Consider the following 18,615-nt stretch of genomic DNA (forward strand, 5'->3'; position numbering starts at 1 on the left):
CGAGCCCGCCTTGGGCACGATGCGCGCGCTCAGCGCTGCGCCTGGATGGACGCGTTGCCTGCGGCGATCGGGTCACCGGTGCGGTTGAACGTGTCCAGCCAGACCGCGTAGCCCGCCATCTGGCCGGTTTGCCAGGGGTGGAAGCCAGGTTTGAAGTAGGCCATGAAGTGGCCCAGGATGGGCATGTACAAACCGCCTGGCTTGTACAGCCACCACAGGCCCTTGGCCATCAGGCCAGCGCGCTTGAAGATGCCGAAGCCATCGGCCTTGAGCATGCGGTTGATGACCAGGAAAGTGCCGATCGGAAAACCGATGGTGGCCAGGATCAGCGCGAAGACGCGGTGCACATAGCCCACCTTGGCGACCTTCTGCATCACGTCGAAGGCCACGGCCTTGTGCTCCACCTCTTCGATCGCGTGCCAGGTGTACATGGCGCGGATGCGTGGGTCGGCTTTGGCCATGACTTTGGCGGCTTCGAAGCCGTGAGCCATCAGCGCGGTCATGTGCTCGAAAGCGGCGGTCAGTGCCAGGGTGTGCGACTTGGGCAGGTATTGCCGCAAGACCTTGAACAGCACGAACACGGTCAGCTTTTCGATCAAGTCAACGTCCACGCCTTGCGCCTTGACGCGGTTGTTGAATTGGCGGTGCACGATGCCGTGCTGGCCTTCCTGGCGCGTGAAATCCTTGACCTCGGCCAGCAGCTTGGGGTCGGTGATCTGGTCGCGGAAATCGCGCACGCAGGAGATGAAGAAGCGCTCCCCTTCGGGGAAGAATGTGGACATGGCGTCGAAGAAGCGCGACTTGAAGGGGTCGTTGTCGAGCCAGAAGCGGGGGATGTCGCCCTCGAGCCCGAAGTCGAGGTTTTCGCGCGGAACGATGGGGTGTTCGGTGGCGGTGTTCATCATCACAGGCCCAGTTGCTTGGCGATGATCTCGTTCATGATCTCGTGCGTGCCGCCGCCGATGGACAGGATGCGATTGTCGCGGTACAGGCGCTCAACCAGTGACTCGCGCATGTAGCCCATGCCGCCGAAGATTTGCACGGCTTCGTACGTGACGAAGTCGGCCGTGTCGGTGGCGAAGTTCTTGGCCATGGACACTTCGGTGATGGCCGGCTTGCCCGCCTGCATCTGCGCGGCGCAGCGGTACGCGTATTCACGGGCGACGTTGATGCGCGTGGCCATCTCGGCCAGCTTGTGGCGGATGACCTGGTGCTTGGCCAGGGGCTTGCCGAAGGTCTCGCGTGTCTTGACGTAGGCCATGCATTCTTCGAAGGCCAGTTGCGCGGTCATGTAGGCCATCACGGCCAGCGCCAAACGCTCGGCCTGGAAGTTCATCATGATGGTGAAGAAGCCGGAATTCTCGGGCCCCAGCAAGTTGCCCACGGGCACGCGGCAATCGCTGAAGAACAGCTCGGCCGTGTCGGAGGCCCACCAGCCCATCTTCTTGAGCGGCTGGCCCACGGTGAAGCCGGGCGTGTCGCGGTCGATCAGCAGCAACGAGACGCCCGCGTAGCCGGCCTCGCCGGTCCGCACGGCCACGGTGTAGTGGTCGGCGCGCGTGCCCGAGGTGATGAAGGTCTTGGCGCCGTTGACGATGTAGTGGTCGCCATCCTTGACGGCGCGGGTGCGCAGGTTGGCCACGTCGGAGCCGCCGCTGGGTTCGGTGATGGCCAGGGCGGCGATCCTGTTGCCGCTGAGCACGCTGGGCACGACGCGCTGCTGCAGTTCTTTCGACCCCACGCGCCACACAGGGGGGAGGCCGATGTCGAGCGAGCCCAGGCTGGCGACCAGGCCGCCGGAGCCGCTGCGCATCAGCTCTTCGCTGACCGCGAGCTTGAGGAAAACATCGTGCTCTCCAGCGCCACCCCAGACTTCGGGGTGCCCAATGCTCAGGATGCCCAACTCGGCCAGTTGCTTGTACAACTGGCGCGGGAAGGTGCCGGCTTCTTCCCAGTCATTGATGTGCGGCTTGATGGCCTGGTCGACGAAGCGCTTGGTGGCTTCGCGGGCCTGGCGGTGCGTGTCGTTGAAGTAATCGACGAACAGGGAAGAGTCTGCGGTCATGGTGTGATGGTCCAGGGCTGGCGGGTTTGGTTGCCAGTGAACAATGGGTGTTGTTGCGCTTCGGCCAGGGTCAGCACGGGGGTGACGCAGGCATCCACCTCGGCAAAGCGGTCGGCCCACTGTGACAAGGGTTGCGTGGCGATGAGGGCCGCGACCTGATCGCGCAGTGCGTTGGATTCGGGCGAGTTGGGCATGAGGCCGCGTTGCCAGTGCTGCATGACCCAGGCGGGTCGGCCCAGCACGTCGCAGGTGGCTTTCCAGAACTTGTGTTCCAGCGAGCCGATGGCCAGCGATCGGCCATCTTGCGTGGTGTAGAGGTTGTAGCAGGGCAGGGCGCCGTTGAGCAGGTCTTCGCGCGCGCCGGGCAGCTTGCCCAGCATGGGCGCGAGCATGGCGCCAGTGGCCTGCGGCATGACCTGGTGCGCCCACAGGCCGTGGGTCATGCTGACATCGACATGGCAGCCTGCGCCGCTTTGCCTGGCACTGAACACCGCTGCCAGCGTGGCGATGCAGGCCATGGCGCTGCCGCCAGCCAGGTCGCCCCACTGGATATTGGACAGGGTGGCTTCACCCTGTGCGCTGCGCATCTGGTCCAGCGCACCGGACATGGCCATGTAGTTCAGGTCATGGCCTGCTCGGTGGGACCACAGGCCTTGCTGGCCATAGCCCGTGATCGAGCACATCACCAGGCGGGGGTTCAATGCCTTCAGGCTGTCGAAATCCAGGCCCATGCTGGCCATGATGCCGGGGCGGAAGCCTTCGAGCAGCACGTCGGCGTTCGTCAACCAATCGCGCAACTGCGCGAGATCGGCGTCAGACTTGAAATTCAGCGTGCGGCACTCTTTGCCATCGTTCAATGATTTGAACAAGGGCCCGAGTGCGCGCGCCGGATCGCCTTCGGGCGGCTCAACCTTGATCACCTCGGCCCCCAGGTCCGCCAGCATGCGCGTGGCGAAGGGACCGGGCAGGTTGCGCGTGATGTCGATCACGCGCAAGCCTTTCAGCAGCGTGGTGCCGATCATGCGCTGGCGTCTTCGAAGCGACCGCCTTCTTGCGCCTGCTTGACCACGATGGCCGCGGGCTCGAAGCGCGGGCCATACTTCGCGGCCAACTCACGTGCGCGCTCGACGAATTGCTTGGCACCGACCGCATTGATGAACTGCAAGGCGCCACCTTGGTTGGGTGCGAAGCCCCATCCGAAGATCGAGCCGATGTTGGTGTCGGCCACCGAACGCACGACCTTCTCTTCATAACAGCGGGCCGCTTCGTTGGCTTGCGCGTACAGCATGCGGTCCACCAGCTCTTGCTGCGAAGGCTGATTGGCCACGGGCGGGTAGACCTCCAGCAGGCCCGGCCACAGCGACTTCTCCTTGCCGTTGTAGTCGTAGAAGCCTTTGCCGGCCTTCTTGCCGATGCGCTCGTGCTCGCCTCCGATCTTCTGCACCACGGCAAAGCCTGGGTGCACGGCGGGCAACGGGCCGCCTTCGGCGATCAAGTCCTTCTTCGTTGTCTCGGCGATGTAGAGCGACAGGCTCAGCGAGACCTCATCCTGCAAAGCCAGCGGCGGCATGGGCATGCCCGCCTTCATGCCGGCCACTTCGATGGAGCGTGGGTGCACGCCTTCGGCCAGCATCGCCATGCCTTCCATGATGTAGGTCGTGAACACGCGCGAGGTGTAGAAGCCGCGCTTGTCGTTGACCACGATGGGCGTCTTGCCGATCTGCAGCACGTAGTCGAAGCCGCGCGCCAGGGTTTCATCAGACGTTTCCTTGCCGACGATGATCTCGACCAAGGGCATCTTGTCCACCGGTGAGAAGAAGTGCAAGCCGATGAAGTTCTGCGGGCGGGCGCTGGCCGTGGCCAGGCCGGTGATGGGCAAGGTGGAGGTGTTGGACGCGTACACGGCGCTGGCGGGGATCACCGCCTCGGCCTTCTGTGTGCACACGGCCTTGATGGCGCGGTCTTCGAACACGGCTTCGATCACCAGGTCGCAACCGGCCAGGTCGTCATACGAGGTGGTGGGCTTGATGCGGGCCAGCAGCGCGTCGCGCTTGTCCGGCGTGCTGCGGCCACGGGCCACGGCCTTGTCCAACAGGCCTTGCGAATAGGCCTTGCCCTTGTCGGCGTTGTCTTGCGTGGTGTCCAGCAGCACGACATCGATGCCGACCTTGGCCGACACATAAGCGATGCCCGCGCCCATCATGCCGGCGCCCAGGATGCCAACCTTCTTGACCTTGGTCTCGGCCACGCCCTTGGGGCGCGATTGGCCCTTCTTGATGGCGTTGAGCTGGTGCCAAAGCGTGCCGATCATGTTCTTCGAGGTCTGCGACACAACGCAAGCGGCGAAGTAACGCGACTCGACCTGCGAGCCGGCGTCGAAGTCCAGCAGGCAGCCTTCGAACAGGCAGCTCATGATGTGCGTGATGGCGGGGTAGTTGCCATGCGCCTTGGCATTGGCCATGGACGGCGCGATGGCCAGCACCTGCACCACGGCCGGGCTCTTGCTGTCGCCGCCGGGGATGCGGAAGCCCTTGTTGTCCCAGGGCTGCGAGGCCTTTGGGTTGGCGGCGCACCAGGCACGCGCCTTGGCCAGCAGCTCGTCGCGACTGGATGCCAGTTCGGTCACCAGGCCCATCTCCTTGGCCTTGGCGGCGGTCAGCTCCTTGCCTTGCGTGATCAGCTCGAAGCTCTTCTGGATGCCGATCATGCGTGGCAGGCGTTGCGTGCCGCCACCGCCGGGCAGCAGGCCCAACTTGACTTCGGGCAGGCCCAGCTTGAGCTTGGGATCATCCAGCGCAATGCGGGCATGGCAGGCCAGGGCCAGCTCCAGGCCGCCACCCAGGGCCGTGCCATTGAGCGCAGCCACCACGGGCTTGCCGCATTTTTCCATGCGGCGCAGCATGCCCTTGAGGTCTTCGCACAGCTTGAAGGCTTCTTCAGCGCTGGTGATCTGTGTGAGCTGGTCGATGTCGGCGCCGACGATGAAGGTCGGCTTGCCCGAGGTGATGACCAGGCCTTTGAGGTTCGCATCCGTTTCCAGTTGCTGCACCAAGGCCGCGAAGGGCTCGACCAAGGTCGGGTTGAGCACATTCATCGCGCGGCCGGGCATGTCGATGGTGACCAGGCCGATGCCGTCGGCGTCGATGTCGAATGTGAAGGCTTGTGATTGAGTCATGGTGTGTGCCTCCGTGATCAGACGCGTTCGATGATGGTGGCGATGCCCATGCCGGCACCGATGCACAAGGTGGCCAGCGCGGTGGACTTGCCGGTGCGCTCCAGTTCGTCCAGGGCGGTGCCCAGGATGATGGCGCCGGTGGCGCCCAGCGGGTGGCCCAGGGCGATGGCGCCGCCGTTGACGTTCACGCGGTCCAGGGGCACGCCCAGGTCGCGGGCTGTCTTCATGGGCACGGTGGCGAAGGCCTCGTTGATTTCCCACAGGTCGATGTCACCCGCGGTCATGCCCAGCTTGTTCAGGGCTTTCACGCAGGCCGGTGTGGGGCCTGTCAGCATGATGGTGGGCTCGGAGCCGATGACCGAGCACATGCGCACCCGCGCCCGTGGCTTGAGGCCAGCTTTGATGCCCGCTTCCTTGCTGCCCAGCAGCACCAGGGCGGCGCCGTCGACGATGCCGGACGAGTTGCCGGCGTGGTGGCTGTGGATCACCTTCTCGATGGTGGTGTACTTGTCGAGCGCGGTGGCGTCGAAGCCCATGGTGCCCATCATCTCGAACGAGGGCATCAGCTTGGCCAGCGATTCCACGGAAGTGCCAGGGCGCACGGTTTCATCGCGGCCCAGCATCAGCAAACCATTCAGGTCCTTCACCGGCACGATGGACTTGTCGAAGCGGCCCTCGGCCTGCGCCAGGGCGGCACGGCGGTGCGACTCGGACGCGTAGGCGTCCAGGTCGGCGCGGCTGAAGCCTTCCAGCGTGGCGATCAGGTCGGCGCTGATGCCTTGTGGCACGAAAGCAGTGCCGCTGTTGATGCGCGGGTCCATGACCCAGGCACCGCCGTCGCTGCCCATGGGCCAGCGGCTCATGGATTCAACGCCGCCGGCCACGATCATGTCTTCCATGCCGGAGCCAATGCGTTGGGCCGCCTGGTTGACGGCTTCGAGGCCTGAGGCGCAGAAGCGCGACAGCGTCACGCCCGAGACGGACTGGGCCCAGCCGGCATCCAGCACGGCGGTGCGCGCGATGTCGGCGCCTTGTTCGCCCACGGGCGTCACGCAACCCAGCACCAGGTCATCGACCAGCGAGGTGTCCAGCTGATTGCGGCTTTGCAGCGCCTGCAGCAGGGTGCGCAGCAGCCAAACGGGCGTGGCCTGGTGCAGGCTGCCGTCTTTCTTGCCTTTGCCGCGCGGTGTGCGCACGGTGTCGAAAATGTAGGCTTCGGTCATGGGGAAGCTCCTTGAGAAAAATGAGTGAGGGTCAGAGGAAGCGCGAAGCCAGCTCTTTCATGATTTCATTGGTGCCACCGTAGATGCGTTGCACGCGCGAATCGGCCCACAGGCGGGCGATCGGGTATTCCTTCATGTAGCCATAGCCACCGAAGAGCTGCAGGCATTCGTCGACCAGCTTGCACTGGTTGTCGGTGATCCAGTACTTGATCAACGCGGCGCGGTCCACGCCCAGCTTGCCTTGCAGGTGCTCCACCATCGCGGCATCGACCAGGGCGCGGGAGGCCAGCAGCAGGGCCTGGCATTCGGCCAGCTTGAAGCGCGTGTTCTGGAACTGGAAGATCGGCTTGCCGAAGGCCTTGCGCTCCTTCGTGTACTCCAGCGTGACCTTCATGGCCAGCTCCATCGCGGCGATGCCGGCCAGGGCCACCAGCATGCGCTCTTGCGGCAGCTGTTCCATCAGCTGGAAGAAGCCCATGCCCTCGACGCCGCCGATCAGGTTGGAGGCGGGCACGATCACATCGTCGAAGAACAGCTCGGAGGTGTCCTGTGCGTCCATGCCGATCTTGTCGAGGTTGCGGCCACGGCGGAAGCCTGGCGCCTCGTCGGTTTCGACCACGAACAGCGAGATGCCTTGCGCGCCCTTGTCCTTGTCGGTCTTGGCGACCACGATCACCAGGTTGGCCAACTGGCCATTGGTGATGAAGGTCTTGCTGCCGTTGATCTTGTAGGTGTCGCCTTCTTTCAGGGCCAGGGTGCGAACGCCCTGCAGGTCGGAGCCGGTGCCGGGTTCGGTCATGGCGATGGCGCTGATGAGCTCGCCAGTGGCCAGGCGCGGCAGCCAGCGCTTCTTTTGCTCCTCGGTGCCGTAGTGGAAGATGTAAGGCGCGACGATGCCCGAGTGCAGCGAGCCGCCAAAGCCGCCGATGCAGGCCTCGCCCTGGGCCAGCACCAAGGCCGCTTCGTGGCCGAAGTCGCCACCGCCGCCGCCATACTGTTCAGGTGTCGAGGCGCACAGGAAGCCGTTGGCGCCGGCATCGCGCCAGGCCTGGTGGTCCATCACGCCGGCATGTCGCCAGGCTTCGTCCTTGGGGCCCCACTGTTCTGTCATGAAACGCTTGGCCGACTCGAACACCATTTTGTGTTCGTCGGTCATCCAGGTCGCAGGGAAGTTTTGAATCGCCATCGTGTGTGTCCTCGGTATCTCTCTTGCCAAATTGCTGCGCTGCGGCATTTGGTCAGACAAAAAGGTAATTTAAATTACCGTAGTTGGTGATGCGCGCAAAGTCGGGAGATATTGGCGGGATGGCGCTGCATTGGCAAGTAAAAGTGACTTTGCAGCCTCATTCAGGCATCATTTGGTAATATTTATTTCCATGCTGGAAACCGCCTGATCCATGAGTTCAACCGCCATTTCGCCCGCCCGCAACCCCGCTGCCGACGACCGCCAGGCGATCCTGGCCACCATGCGGCCTGACACGCTCAAGCGCATCGAGAAAGCCGTGCTCGACCTGTTTTCGCTGCAGGATTTTCACGACGTGAGCCTGCTGGATGTGGCCAAGGCCGCCAATGTGTCGCTGCAGACCATCTACAAGTACTTTGGCAGCAAGGAAACCCTGGTCTACGCCATGCTGGATGTGATGCTGGGCCGCCTGGCCGAGCGCATGATTGACCACCTGCAGGGCATCGACGACGCACGCGAGCGCCTGCGCAAGACCTGCTGGGTCACGCTGGACTACATGGACAAGCACCCGGCCGTGATGCTGTTGCTGTTCACCGCCGTGCCGGTTTCGCGGCACCGCAACATCCGCATCTACGAAAGCCCCGAGCTGATGAGCGCCTTCCTGGGGGTGTTCAAGGATGGCCAGCAGCGCGGGGTGCTCAACAATCGGGTGTCCAGCAAGATCCTGCTGGACGTGTTCATGGGCATCGTCGGCCGCGTGGTGCTGATGCACATCGTGCGGCGCGAGGATCGCTCCCTGATCGATCAGTTCGACGAGCTTTTCAACATCTTGTGGCGGGCGATGTCGCTGCCTGAGTAGGGGCCCGGCGGCGGTACTTTTCCTGGTCGAGGTGACCGTGAGCGCTGGGGACTCGTCAAGCCGGGCGTTTCATGAATAAAATGTGAGTGCTTGCCTTCGCTTTAAAGGGTCAACCCATGAGTCGCTTGCCCCATCTGGCCAATGACACCTCTGACTCAACCGAAGACACTGGTTCGGGAGCCAGTCGCCGCACCCATGCCCGCTTGGCGGTCAGGCGGCCGGTTTCGCTGACCATGAGCGACGGCCGTGTCCGTTCTGGCACCACGGTCGATGTCAGCCAGTTGGGCTTGTCGCTGACCACGGACAAGCCGATCGCCCCCGGCAGCAAATGCCAGGTGCGGGTGGAGTGGGTCACGGGTGCGGCACCCAAGTCGGTCGAGATTGCCGCCAAGGCGGTCTACTCCTCTTACAGCGGGCCCAAGTGTTTTCGCATCGGCCTGATCTTCACCGAGAAGGGCGCTGATGCCATGGCCCTGGTCCAGCACCTGCTGGGTGGCGGCGCCTGAGACTTCGGCTTCCACCATTGGCGCATGAAGGTGTTGCGCTGACATACAACACACCACTTGGGTCAATGCGCCCAAAATAAGCCCGATGCCAACCGGCGGTTTCAATACTGAGAGAGGGCTTATGCCAAACGACACCCAACACGCCCCCGTCACTGAGGTGGGCTTGCGATCACTCAAGCTGCGCCCCGGCGTGGCCTTGCAGACGCAAGGTGTCAAGCCTGGTTCGCCCAAGCTGGAGGCGCAGTTCCTGGCCGCCATTGAAGGCAAGGGCGTGATGGTGGGGCCGCATGCCGCGTCCAGTGGCAAGTCGCCCTTGAAGGCGGGCGATGAGTACACCGTGCAGGGTTTCACAGGCCAGCACGACTTCTCGTTCAAGGCCCAGGTCATCCAGACCTTCGAGGTGCCTTTCGTGTACGCGCTGCTGGTTTATCCCAAGGTGGTCCAGGCGCGCCAGGTGCGGCGCTCGTTGCGCATGAAAACATCCCTGCCGGCCAAGGTGTCCTTGCCGGGTGGCAGCAGTGCCATCGGTGCCACGTTGGTCGATGTGAGCCCCTTTGGGGCCATGGTGCACGCGCCCAGCACCGTGGGGGCGATTGGCGACCTTGTCAACCTGGCGGTGACGGTGGACTTCGAGGGGGAGCCGGTGAATCTGGAGATCCCTGCCGCCTTGTGCCACAGCCACAAGGCCGAGGCGGGCGACGGGGTCCACGTGGGCATGTCGTTCAAGACCGTGTCGCAGCGCGACAGGCTGATCCTGCATTACCTGGCCCAGTCGTCGACCGAGCCAGTGTGAGCTTGGCCGTCAGGGCGTTTGAACCGCTTCCACCTGGATGCGCAGAGTCACGTCCATCTTGAAGCCATAGGGCTTGCCGGCATCGATGCCGAATTCATCGCGGTTGATGGTCGCTGCAGCATCGGCACCGCAAAGCTCGCGCTTGAGCATGGGGTGCGGGATGCACTTGAAGCTGTTGACCTTGAGCACCACCGGCTTGGTCACGCCATGCAGCGTCAACTCGCCGACCACTTGGGTGGGCGCGCCATTGACGAAAGCATCCAGCTTGCCTTTGTAGCGGGCCTGGGGGTATTTGGCCGTGTCGAACAACTCCGCGCTCTTGGCCTTGTCATTCATGATGCCCAGGCCAAAGTCCACGCTGTCGGCATCAATGACCACATCAACCGTGCCCGCGCCCGCCGCCCTGTCCAGGGTGACCTGGCCGCTGGTCTTGTTGAACTTGCCGCGCCAGACCGAGATGCCCATGTGGTCGGCCTCGAAGCTGGGGAAAGTGTGGGTGGGGTCAATGGTGTAGTTGACCGGGGCGGCCGAGGCTGCCCCCCCGATGGCCAGGGTGCTCAGCAGCACGCCAAGAAGCTTGTTCATGCGAATCCTCTTTGTGGTGGATGACGAGCGCCAGTTTAAGCATGAAGCCCGCCTTCTTCGGGCTCGAAACAATTGCAACAAAGGCGGACCTGGGTTGAAGCGCTGTTGAAACGAGGCTTGCGCAAACTTCATTTCATCGGAACACACACCGCCCAGTTTTTTCTTCCACCTTTGATTGGACATCCCATGAAATCAGCATCACACGCCCTGCTCGGTGCAGGCGCCTTCCTCGTCAGCGGCCTGGCCGCCGCCCTCATCCCCACCAGCGCCATCGCGGCCGCCACCCTGCAAATTGTGGAAGGCAGCGGTGAGTTCCAGTTCCTGCAGAGCGCGATCACCGTGGTCAAGCCCCAGATCGTGACGCTGCAGTGGACCACTGACCAGGTGGCCACCGGCGGCACCTGGCAAGTCACCAACGCGGCCAGCCAGGTCGTGGCCAGTGGTGAGTCTGTGGCGCCCACGGCCGGGCACTTCCAGCGCTTCAGCCTGCCAGCCACGGCCTTCCTGGTCTCGCCCACGGTGGCCGCGCCCACCAAGTTCTACATCAAGATCACCCCGCACAACGCGGCCAATGCACCCTTGGGCTCGGCCTCGCCCACCGTCATGGTCACCGAGGTGCCTGATGTGAGCCAGCCGCCCATCGTCTTGGGTGATGTGGCCAAGTTTCCCAAGGTCGAGATCATCAACTACGACGAGAAGATCGGCGTGGTGCCGCTCACGCAGATCCACTATGCCGGTGCCGACGTGACCTTGCGGGTGAGCAACAAGACCAATCAAGCCACCGATCCGATGTGGTTGTCCTTGAAGGACTTCAATGTGCTGATGCGGCAGACCACGTCGAGCATCGCCATCCCCGCGCTGGCGCCGTGGACTTCGCAAACCGTCTCAGTGCACCTGGACGCGGTGTTGCCACCGGCCCAATCGCAATTGCCTCAAGACCAGCAGTACTCGTTGTGGAATCAGCAGTACCGCGCGGCCTGCGGCATCCAACTGCGCAGCGTGCTGGATTGGCGCGGCCCGGTGGCGGACACGCCGATTGGTGAGCACCTGGAATCGCTGTTGGTCAAAGAGGGCTGGAGCGACTATGCCAAGGTGCCACCCAGCGTGCCTGTCTGCAATGGCAAGGCTTGCGTCTCGGTCTGCGAGATCGACAAGAAGCTGCGTGCCCAGCTGGATGGCAAGGTCACTGGCTACTCCTTCTTCGTGGGCAACTACCCCAAGTTCGGCAGCGGGGGCCAGGCACGTGTCACGGCGGATGGTGCATTGCCTTTCACTTCGTCCACCAAGATCACGGTGGCCAGTGTCAGCAAGTTCGTGACGGCGGTGGCGGCGGTTCGCATCCTGGACCAGGCCGGTGTCAGCCTGGACGCGCCGATCGGGCCTTACCTGCCAGCAGACTGGTCATCGGCCAGCAACTATGTCAAGAACATCACCTTCTCGCAACTGCTGGGTCAACGCAGCGGCATCAAGGACTATGGCAATGTCTCGCAAGACTATGCACAACTGAAGAAGTTTTTCACGGCGAGCGTGAACCCCAAGGGCGCGACCACCTGCCAAGGTTCAGGCGTGGTCAACCCAGCCAACCCGATCAACATGACAGACATGGGCTGGTGCTACAGCAACTACAACTTCGCCATCATGCGGGTGTTGTTGCCCAAGGTGGCGGGTTACGCGGAGGACATCAACCTGCTGACACGCCCATTGACCCTGGCCAACCAGTACGTGAAGCTGGTGCAGCAGAATGTGTTTGACCGCGTGGGCCAAACGGGCGTGACCTGCAAGCCGCCCGTTTCCAACAACCATGCTTATGCTTACAAGAGCGCGGGCCTCAACGTGGCGGGCACCGACTTTGGCGATGTCTCGCTGATCTGCGGTGCCGCGGGTTGGTACCTGTCGACTGAAGACTTGGCCAAGGTGATGCTGAGCCTGAATGCCAAGGACGGCAAGATCCTGGCGGCCACGCCGACCAAGGATTTGTTCGACACGATGCGCAAGCGCGGCCTGGGCTGGGATGTGGTGTTGAACACCGAGCTGGAGAAGAACGGTGGCTGGGGTGCCAACTGCAATGGCGCCAATGTGTGCGACAACATCAGCACGTCGGTGGCCTTGTTTGGTCCGGTGGTCGGTCCTCGCTTGCCGGGTGTGCTGTTCCTGAACTCGAACATCACGGGCGGCGGCGGTGCCAAGGGCGTGCTTGAAAAGGCGTACACCGACTCGATCTACACCCTGCCTTGACCGGCGAACCAGGGCGGGCACGTGGATTGCGCTGCAAGTTCATCACAGCAATTGACGAGGTCAATCATGATGATGAAAAGCAGGATGGCCATCGCAACGCTCGCCCTGACCACGATGGCCGCGATATCGCAAAGCAACGAGTCCTTGCAAATCCGGTCACTTGACGTGATCCAGGGCGCGCCCACCAGTTCATTCACCGGTGAGGCGCGCAACGTCGCAGGCCGCGTCATCAAAGAGGCGGTGATTCAGTTCAACCTGTACGACGCGCAGGGCAATCTGGTGGGCAACGCCGAGACGCGCGCCAGCAACATCGAGCCAGATGCGGTCTGGAAATTCCAGGCGGCGCCCAAGGTCCCCTTCACCACGGTGAAGGCTTTCGATGTGAAGGCGTACTGAGCATGCCGGATCTGCATCATTTACACACGGGTTTACGGGTGGCGCTGGGGTCTTGATCCTGGGCCACCCGTCCCTATATGCTGGTGGTGCCTTCGCAAGTTGTCAGTGAACAGGAGTTGCCCGTCATGACTCAATCCTCTCCCCAGGCCGGCTCTGCCCAGCTGTCCATCATCGAAACATTGGCTTATGCCCTGGAGCGCGTCGAGCGCGGCTTCAGTTCGGTCAGCCCGCTGCAATACCGCCAATTGACGGCGCGTTTGAGCGAGGCCTTGCGCACCGTGGGGCCAGGCGTGTCTTTGCAACCCCTGCTGGACGCTTTTCCCGCCACGGCCGAGCTGTACGAGAACGTGAATTACGAGCGCGCCGGCCTGTGCCGCTCGCCTTTGCAAGCCAGCTCGGATGCCGAAGTGATGGCCCGCACCATCCTGGCCCGGGCGCGGTGCTCTGAAGGCTGCTGATCGGGATGATCAGCGCGGCTTGGTTTTTGACGAGCGCTTGCTGTCCAGCATCTGGCGGCTGCGCTCGTTGATGAGCCGCAGTTCAGCCAAGGACGTGTCGATCTGCGCACGCTTGGCTTCCAGGTCCCGGATGGCGGCATCCGTGGTCTCGATCACGTAGGTGAGTTGCTGGACGCGGCCTTCGCCCTGGTCGCCATACATGTCCAGGTAGGCCTTGACCTCAGACAATGGCATGCCCAGTGATTTGGCGCGCAGGATGCGCGACAAACGGGCCCGATCCACCTTGGAATACACCCGCGTGCCATTGAGGCGGCGCGGCGCCAGCAAGCCCTTGGTTTCGTAAAAGCGCAGTGTGCGGGGCGAAACCTCGAAGGCCGCGCACATCTCGGCGATGCCCATGAGGGCCTCGCTGTCGCCAGGGGTCTTGTCTTCCGTCATCCGCGCATTATGGATGATGCTTTCCCCATGGGTTCGAGGGATTACCCAAAGGTGTAATTGGTTGACGTTAACGTCATGTTGGCCTACAGTTTGTGTTGATCTTTCAACATCCGCTCAGGTCATGACGCCATCCGCTGAAGCCCCTTCTTCCAAGTCCTCTCATTACGACAGCGTTCTCAAGCCTGGTTTGTTCCAGGGCGAGGTGCACATCGTCACCGGGGGCGGCAGCGGCATCGGGCGCTGTGTGGCGCACGAGTTGGCGGCCTTGGGCGCCACCGTGGTCATCACGGGCCGCAGCCCTGAAAAGCTGGCCAAGGTCACGGCCGAGATCCTGGAAGACGGCGGCAAGGTCGATTCCATCGCTTTTGACATCCGTGACGACGAGGCCGTGAAGGCCGCGGTGAAAGAGATCGTGGCCAAGCATGGCCGCATCCATGGACTGGTCAACAACGCGGGCGGGCAGTTCCCTTCTCCCATGGAGGCGATCTCCAAGCGCGGCTTCGAGGCGGTGGTGGCCAACAACCTGACCGGCGGCTTTTTGATGGCGCGCGAGGTGTATCTGCAATCCATGCAGAAGCACGGTGGGGCCATCGTCAACATGACCGCCGACATGTGGAACGGCATGCCCGGCATGGCGCACTCGGGCGCGGCGCGCGCGGGCATGGTCAACCTGACCAAAACGGCGGCTTTTGAATGGGCGGGCGCGCGGGTGCGCGTCAATGCCGTGGCGCCAGGCTGGATTGCATCGAGCGGCATGGACGCGTATGGTCCGGCCATGGCGCCCGTCATCCGTGGCCTGAAAGACAACCTGCCGATGCGCCGCATGGGCCTGGAGGCCGAGGTCAGCGCGGCCATCTGTTTTTTGCTGAGCCCGGGCTCCACCTTCATCACGGGCATCACCTTGCCGATCGATGGTGGTGCGCCCTTGCACAGTGCCACCTGGCCCTCCATGGGCGGCCAGCCGGCACCGGCCTTCGATGGCTTCCACCGGTCCAGCGTGCCCAAGGTGCTGCAGGACATCGCCGCGCAAGACGCCCAAGATCAATCCAAGAACGGGAAAGCCTGACATGCCAGCTCTGCGTTCCGCCTTGAACTCCAAGTCCGAGGCCTTTCAGAACAATGTGAAGCGGATGAGCGAGCGCCTGGCCGAGGTGCAGGCGCTGGAAGCGCAGGTGCGCCGCGAATCGGCCGCCAAGCGCGACAAGTTCGACAAGCGCGGGCAGTTGCTGCCGCGTGAGCGCGTGGCGCGCTTGCTTGACCGTGATTCGCCATTCCTGGAGTTGAGCACGCTCGCCGGCCTGCGCATGCACGACGACGACGGCAAGAAGAATGTGCTGGGTGGCGGCACCATCATTGGCATTGGTGTGGTGGGCGGCAAGCGCTGTCTGGTCAGCGCCAGCGACAGCGCGCTCAAGGGCGGCACGATCTCGCCCATGGGTTTGAAGAAGGCGCTGCGCGCGCAAGAAATCGCCCGCGAGAACAAGCTGCCCATCATCTGCCTGGTGGAAAGCGGCGGTGCCAACCTGATGTACCAGAGCGAGATCTTTGTGGAAGGCGGGCGCAGTTTCGCCAACCAGGCACGTTTGTCGGCCATGGGCATCCCGCAGATCGCCGTGGTACATGGTTCTTCCACGGCGGGCGGTGCTTACCTGCCGGGCTTGTCGGACTATGTGATCCTGGTGCGTGATCGCTCCAGCATCTACCTGGCGGGGCCGCCGCTGGTGAAGGCGGCCATTGGCGAAGACACGACCGACGAGGCTTTGGGTGGCGCGCAGATGCATGCCGAGGTGACGGGCCTGGGCGAGTACCTGAGCGAGGATGATGCGCACGCGCTGGCCCTGTGCCGCGAGCTGGTCGACAAGCTGCAGTGGGACACGGTCCCTGCTGCCGTTGCGGTGCCCGCGCCCTTGTTCGACGAAGAAGAGCTGCTGGGCTGCATCCCCGCCGACGACCGCGAGCCCTTCGACACGCGCGAGGTCATCGCCCGCATCGTCGATGGCTCCGACTTCCTGGAATTCAAAGCCAATTTGGCGCCCGAGACCTTGTGCGGCCATGCCCGCATCCATGGTCACCTGGTGGGCATCCTGGGCAACAACGGCCCCATTCAACCCAATGGTTCGACCAAGGCCGCGCAGTTCATCCAGCTGTGCGACCAGAGCGGCACGCCTTTGCTCTTCTTGCAGAACACCACCGGCTACATGGTGGGCTCGGCGGCCGAGCGCGCCGGTGCCATCAAGCACGGCGCCAAGATGATCCAGGCGGTGGCCAATGCGCGCGTGGCCAAGCTGACCATCGTGCTGGGTGGCTCGTTTGGCGCGGGCAACTACGGCATGTGCGGGCGGGGCTTTGATCCGCGCTTCATCTTCTCGTGGCCATCGGCGCGCACGGCGGTGATGGGCGGCGCACAGGCCGCCAAAGTGATGGACATCCTGACGCGCAGCAAGCTGGAACGCGCCGGCCACCCGGTCAACGAAGACATGCTCAAGGGCATGTCCGATGTCCTGCGCGACCGGCTGGACGAGGAATCGGCCGCCCTGTTCGGCACGGCCCGCTTGTGGGACGACGGGATCATCGATCCACGCGATACACGCCGCGTGCTGTCGATGTGCCTGGACCTGGTCAAGGAAGCCGCGCAACGCACTTTGAACTCGAACACCTTTGGCGTGGCACGCCTTTAAAACGAAAGACCCACCATGAAATTCACCCCCGAACACATCCAGCTGGCCGACACCGTCAAACGCTTCTGCGAGCAAGAGATCAACCCCCACGTCAAAGAATGGGAGGCCGCCGAGATCTTCCCGGCGCACGAGGTCTTCAAGAAGATGGGCAAGCTGGGTCTGCTGGGCGTGAAGTACGACCCGGCCTATGGCGGCATGGGGCTGGACTTCTCATACTCGATGGTGGTGGCCGAGACCTTGGGCGAGATCCCTTGCGGGGGCGTGCCCATGGCCATTGGCGTGCAGACAGACATGTGCACCCCGGCCCTGGCCCGCTTCGGCTCTGACGAGTTGAAGAAGGAATACCTGGCCCCTGCGATTGCAGGCGACATGGTGGGCTGCATTGGCGTCAGCGAAGCCGGTGGCGGCTCCGACGTGGCGGCCCTGAAGACCACGGCCCGCAGCGATGGCGATGACTACGTCATCAATGGCAGCAAGATGTGGATCACCAACGCCATGCAGGCCGACTGGTGCTGCTTGCTGGCCAACACCTCCGAGGGCAAGGTCCACGCCAACAAGTCGCTGATCATCGTGCCGATGGACGCCAAGGGCATCGACAAGCAGAAGATCAAGAAGATCGGCATGAACTCGTCCGACACCGCGCAGATCTTCTTCGACAACGTGCGCGTGCCCAAGCGCAACCTGATCGGCGTGGAAGGCACGGGCTTCATGATGCAGATGCTGCAGTTCCAGGAGGAGCGCTTGTATGGCGCCGCCAACTCTCTGAAGATGCTGGACAAGCTGATCGACCAGACCATCGAGTACTGCAAGGAGCGCAACACCTTTGGCAAGCCCCTGATCGACAACCAGGTCATCCATTTCCGCCTGGCCGAGCTGCGCACGGAAGTTGAATGCCTGCGTTCGCTCACCTACCGCGCCGTGGACGAGTACATCGAGGGCAAGGACGTGACGCGCCTGGCCTCGATGGCCAAGCTCAAGTGCGGCCGCTTGATCCGCGAAGTGGCCGACAGCTGCCTGCAGTACTGGGGTGGCATGGGCTTCACCTGGGACAACCCGGTCTCGCAGGCTTACCGCGATGGCCGTCTGGTGTCCATCGGTGGCGGCGCCGACGAAATCATGCTGGGCATCATCGCCAAGCTTGAAGGCACCTTGCCCAAGAAGGCCAAGTAAGCCATGACGTCTTCATCCACGATGAACACCTTGCTGTTGCAGCAATCGGGCGGCGTGCTGAGCATCACGCTCAACCGGCCCGAAGTGCGCAATGCCATGTCTATGGCGATGGTGAACGAGTTGATCCAGACACTGGCCCAGGCCGAGCGTGACACTGGCGTGCGTGTGGTGGTGCTGCGCGGTGCGGGCGGCCACTTCTGCGCCGGCGGTGACCTGCAAGACATGGCCAAGGCCCGCATGGCCTTGCCTCAGCCAGGCGTGGACGCCGCTGCCGAGGTCAACGCGCAGTTCGGGCGTTTGTGCCTGGCCTATGCGCGCTCCAGCCTGCCCATCATCACTGTGCTGGAGGGTACCGTGATGGGCGGTGGCTTTGGCCTGGCTTGCGTGTCCGATGTGACCCTGGCCTTGGGCAACGCGGTGTTCCGTTTGCCCGAGACCTCGCTGGGCGTGATTCCCGCGCAGATCGCGCCTTTCCTGGTCGAGCGCATCGGCTATGCCGAGGCCAAGCGACTGTCGGTGACCGGCGGCAAGGTCGAAGCCGCTGAAGCCTTGGCGATCCGCCTGGTGCACGAGGTGCATGGCGACGCCGCCTCGCTGGACGCGGCCTTGCGCCAGGTCATCGACCGCATCATGGGTTGCGCGCCGAGTGCCATCGCGGCCACCAAGGTCTTGCTGGCCCGCACGCGTTTCGAACCCCCACAGGACCTGATCCAGGACGCTGCCGCGATGTTCTCGCGCGCCGTGCAAGGGCCCGAGGGCGTGGAAGGCACGACCGCCTTCATCCACAAACGCAAGCCCAGCTGGGTTCCGCAAGCGAGTTGAACAGGTCATCGATCGAGACACCATGCTGA

The 18,615-nt window shown here is 63.3% G+C and carries 18 protein-coding genes; 10 read left to right on the top strand and 8 right to left on the bottom strand.

What is annotated here, in order from left to right; genetic code table 11:
• Positions 1 to 29: 29 nt before the first annotated feature.
• From LQ232_RS11470 to LQ232_RS11495, 6 genes are read right to left on the bottom strand one after another with little or no spacing between them, the layout of a single operon-like run.
• Entirely contained in the window at positions 30 to 905 is an 876-nt protein-coding gene (locus LQ232_RS11470; protein WP_230180447.1) for a metal-dependent hydrolase, read from the bottom strand.
• Positions 905 to 2,065: an acyl-CoA dehydrogenase family protein gene (locus LQ232_RS11475; RefSeq protein ID WP_230180448.1), complete on the bottom strand. Its 1,161-nt coding sequence runs from the start codon at positions 2,063 to 2,065 to the stop codon at positions 905 to 907. The genes LQ232_RS11470 and LQ232_RS11475 overlap by 1 nt, the downstream gene beginning before the upstream one ends.
• The gene (locus tag LQ232_RS11480) at positions 2,062 to 3,087 is read right to left on the bottom strand and encodes a CaiB/BaiF CoA-transferase family protein (protein ID WP_230180449.1); all 1,026 of its coding nucleotides are present in this window, start codon (positions 3,085 to 3,087) and stop codon (positions 2,062 to 2,064) included. The genes LQ232_RS11475 and LQ232_RS11480 overlap by 4 nt, the downstream gene beginning before the upstream one ends.
• Positions 3,084 to 5,240 carry a 3-hydroxyacyl-CoA dehydrogenase NAD-binding domain-containing protein gene (locus LQ232_RS11485; RefSeq protein WP_230180450.1) on the bottom strand — a complete coding sequence of 719 codons (2,157 nt, stop codon included), beginning with the start codon at positions 5,238 to 5,240 and terminating at the stop codon, positions 3,084 to 3,086. The genes LQ232_RS11480 and LQ232_RS11485 overlap by 4 nt, the downstream gene beginning before the upstream one ends.
• Positions 5,241 to 5,257: 17 nt before the next feature.
• Positions 5,258 to 6,463, bottom strand: coding sequence for an acetyl-CoA C-acetyltransferase (locus LQ232_RS11490; RefSeq protein ID WP_230180451.1), 1,206 nt, complete (start codon positions 6,461 to 6,463; stop codon positions 5,258 to 5,260).
• A 31-nt stretch (positions 6,464 to 6,494) separates the two neighbouring features.
• Positions 6,495 to 7,649, bottom strand: coding sequence for an acyl-CoA dehydrogenase family protein (locus tag LQ232_RS11495; RefSeq protein ID WP_230180452.1), 1,155 nt, complete (start codon positions 7,647 to 7,649; stop codon positions 6,495 to 6,497).
• Between the two features lie 211 nt (positions 7,650 to 7,860).
• Here LQ232_RS11495 and LQ232_RS11500 point away from each other — a divergent pair, with 211 nt between their 5' ends.
• The 3 genes from LQ232_RS11500 to LQ232_RS11510 all read left to right on the top strand — a co-directional run bounded on the left by LQ232_RS11500 (position 7,861) and on the right by LQ232_RS11510 (position 9,804).
• Positions 7,861 to 8,505 (top strand): TetR/AcrR family transcriptional regulator, encoded by a 645-nt coding sequence (locus tag LQ232_RS11500; RefSeq protein WP_230180453.1) that lies wholly within the window; start codon positions 7,861 to 7,863, stop codon positions 8,503 to 8,505.
• Between the two features lie 116 nt (positions 8,506 to 8,621).
• Entirely contained in the window at positions 8,622 to 9,011 is a 390-nt protein-coding gene (locus LQ232_RS11505; protein WP_230180454.1) for a PilZ domain-containing protein, read from the top strand.
• Positions 9,012 to 9,132: 121 nt separating this feature from the next.
• On the top strand, positions 9,133 to 9,804 hold the full coding sequence (locus tag LQ232_RS11510) for a PilZ domain-containing protein (protein WP_230180455.1): 672 nt from the start codon (positions 9,133 to 9,135) through the stop codon (positions 9,802 to 9,804).
• Positions 9,805 to 9,813: 9 nt separating this feature from the next.
• Here the strand turns inward: LQ232_RS11510 and LQ232_RS11515 are convergent, their stop codons facing one another.
• Positions 9,814 to 10,395 carry a YceI family protein gene (locus LQ232_RS11515; RefSeq protein WP_371820224.1) on the bottom strand — a complete coding sequence of 194 codons (582 nt, stop codon included), beginning with the start codon at positions 10,393 to 10,395 and terminating at the stop codon, positions 9,814 to 9,816.
• Between the two features lie 180 nt (positions 10,396 to 10,575).
• Here LQ232_RS11515 and LQ232_RS11520 point away from each other — a divergent pair, with 180 nt between their 5' ends.
• From LQ232_RS11520 to LQ232_RS11530, 3 genes are all read left to right on the top strand, one after another.
• A complete protein-coding gene (locus tag LQ232_RS11520; protein ID WP_230180457.1) occupies positions 10,576 to 12,624 on the top strand; it encodes a serine hydrolase in 2,049 nt (682 codons plus the stop codon).
• An 84-nt stretch (positions 12,625 to 12,708) separates the two neighbouring features.
• Positions 12,709 to 13,020 carry an FxLYD domain-containing protein gene (locus LQ232_RS11525; RefSeq protein WP_230180458.1) on the top strand — a complete coding sequence of 104 codons (312 nt, stop codon included), beginning with the start codon at positions 12,709 to 12,711 and terminating at the stop codon, positions 13,018 to 13,020.
• Positions 13,021 to 13,145: 125 nt separating this feature from the next.
• Positions 13,146 to 13,478 (top strand): hypothetical protein, encoded by a 333-nt coding sequence (locus LQ232_RS11530; RefSeq protein ID WP_230180459.1) that lies wholly within the window; start codon positions 13,146 to 13,148, stop codon positions 13,476 to 13,478.
• A gap of 9 nt (positions 13,479 to 13,487) precedes the next feature.
• On the opposite strand, the gene LQ232_RS11535 is transcribed toward LQ232_RS11530, so the two are convergent.
• Positions 13,488 to 13,916: a MerR family DNA-binding transcriptional regulator gene (locus tag LQ232_RS11535; protein ID WP_230180460.1), complete on the bottom strand. Its 429-nt coding sequence runs from the start codon at positions 13,914 to 13,916 to the stop codon at positions 13,488 to 13,490.
• A gap of 121 nt (positions 13,917 to 14,037) precedes the next feature.
• Here LQ232_RS11535 and LQ232_RS11540 point away from each other — a divergent pair, with 121 nt between their 5' ends.
• Genes LQ232_RS11540 through LQ232_RS11555 form a run of 4 tightly spaced genes read left to right on the top strand, consistent with a single transcriptional unit; the run spans position 14,038 to position 18,586 of the window.
• The gene (locus tag LQ232_RS11540; protein ID WP_230180461.1) at positions 14,038 to 14,982 is read left to right on the top strand and encodes an SDR family oxidoreductase; all 945 of its coding nucleotides are present in this window, start codon (positions 14,038 to 14,040) and stop codon (positions 14,980 to 14,982) included.
• Position 14,983: 1 nt separating this feature from the next.
• Positions 14,984 to 16,594 carry an acyl-CoA carboxylase subunit beta gene (locus LQ232_RS11545; RefSeq protein WP_230180462.1) on the top strand — a complete coding sequence of 537 codons (1,611 nt, stop codon included), beginning with the start codon at positions 14,984 to 14,986 and terminating at the stop codon, positions 16,592 to 16,594.
• Between the two features lie 15 nt (positions 16,595 to 16,609).
• Positions 16,610 to 17,764, top strand: a complete 1,155-nt coding sequence (locus LQ232_RS11550; protein WP_230180463.1) for an acyl-CoA dehydrogenase family protein — start codon at positions 16,610 to 16,612, stop codon at positions 17,762 to 17,764.
• Positions 17,765 to 17,767: 3 nt separating this feature from the next.
• Positions 17,768 to 18,586, top strand: a complete 819-nt coding sequence (locus LQ232_RS11555; RefSeq protein ID WP_230180464.1) for an enoyl-CoA hydratase/isomerase family protein — start codon at positions 17,768 to 17,770, stop codon at positions 18,584 to 18,586.
• The last annotated feature ends 29 nt before the right edge of the window (positions 18,587 to 18,615 follow it).

The organism is Aquabacterium sp. CECT 9606, from assembly GCF_918741295.1.
Taxonomy (GTDB): Bacteria; Pseudomonadota; Gammaproteobacteria; order Burkholderiales; family Burkholderiaceae_C; genus Aquabacterium.

Excerpts from the sequence above, each read along its gene's own strand:
- LQ232_RS11470 (WP_230180447.1), bottom strand. The coding sequence starts at position 905 with ATGATGAACACCGCCACCGAACACCCCATCGTTCCGCGCGAAAACCTC.
- LQ232_RS11475 (WP_230180448.1), bottom strand. The coding sequence starts at position 2,065 with ATGACCGCAGACTCTTCCCTGTTCGTCGATTACTTCAACGACACGCAC.
- LQ232_RS11480 (WP_230180449.1), bottom strand. The coding sequence starts at position 3,087 with ATGATCGGCACCACGCTGCTGAAAGGCTTGCGCGTGATCGACATCACG.
- LQ232_RS11485 (WP_230180450.1), bottom strand. The coding sequence starts at position 5,240 with ATGACTCAATCACAAGCCTTCACATTCGACATCGACGCCGACGGCATC.
- LQ232_RS11490 (WP_230180451.1), bottom strand. The coding sequence starts at position 6,463 with ATGACCGAAGCCTACATTTTCGACACCGTGCGCACACCGCGCGGCAAA.
- LQ232_RS11495 (WP_230180452.1), bottom strand. The coding sequence starts at position 7,649 with ATGGCGATTCAAAACTTCCCTGCGACCTGGATGACCGACGAACACAAA.
- LQ232_RS11500 (WP_230180453.1), top strand. The coding sequence starts at position 7,861 with ATGAGTTCAACCGCCATTTCGCCCGCCCGCAACCCCGCTGCCGACGAC.
- LQ232_RS11505 (WP_230180454.1), top strand. The coding sequence starts at position 8,622 with ATGAGTCGCTTGCCCCATCTGGCCAATGACACCTCTGACTCAACCGAA.
- LQ232_RS11510 (WP_230180455.1), top strand. The coding sequence starts at position 9,133 with ATGCCAAACGACACCCAACACGCCCCCGTCACTGAGGTGGGCTTGCGA.
- LQ232_RS11520 (WP_230180457.1), top strand. The coding sequence starts at position 10,576 with ATGAAATCAGCATCACACGCCCTGCTCGGTGCAGGCGCCTTCCTCGTC.
- LQ232_RS11525 (WP_230180458.1), top strand. The coding sequence starts at position 12,709 with ATGGCCATCGCAACGCTCGCCCTGACCACGATGGCCGCGATATCGCAA.
- LQ232_RS11530 (WP_230180459.1), top strand. The coding sequence starts at position 13,146 with ATGACTCAATCCTCTCCCCAGGCCGGCTCTGCCCAGCTGTCCATCATC.
- LQ232_RS11535 (WP_230180460.1), bottom strand. The coding sequence starts at position 13,916 with ATGACGGAAGACAAGACCCCTGGCGACAGCGAGGCCCTCATGGGCATC.
- LQ232_RS11540 (WP_230180461.1), top strand. The coding sequence starts at position 14,038 with ATGACGCCATCCGCTGAAGCCCCTTCTTCCAAGTCCTCTCATTACGAC.
- LQ232_RS11545 (WP_230180462.1), top strand. The coding sequence starts at position 14,984 with ATGCCAGCTCTGCGTTCCGCCTTGAACTCCAAGTCCGAGGCCTTTCAG.
- LQ232_RS11550 (WP_230180463.1), top strand. The coding sequence starts at position 16,610 with ATGAAATTCACCCCCGAACACATCCAGCTGGCCGACACCGTCAAACGC.
- LQ232_RS11555 (WP_230180464.1), top strand. The coding sequence starts at position 17,768 with ATGACGTCTTCATCCACGATGAACACCTTGCTGTTGCAGCAATCGGGC.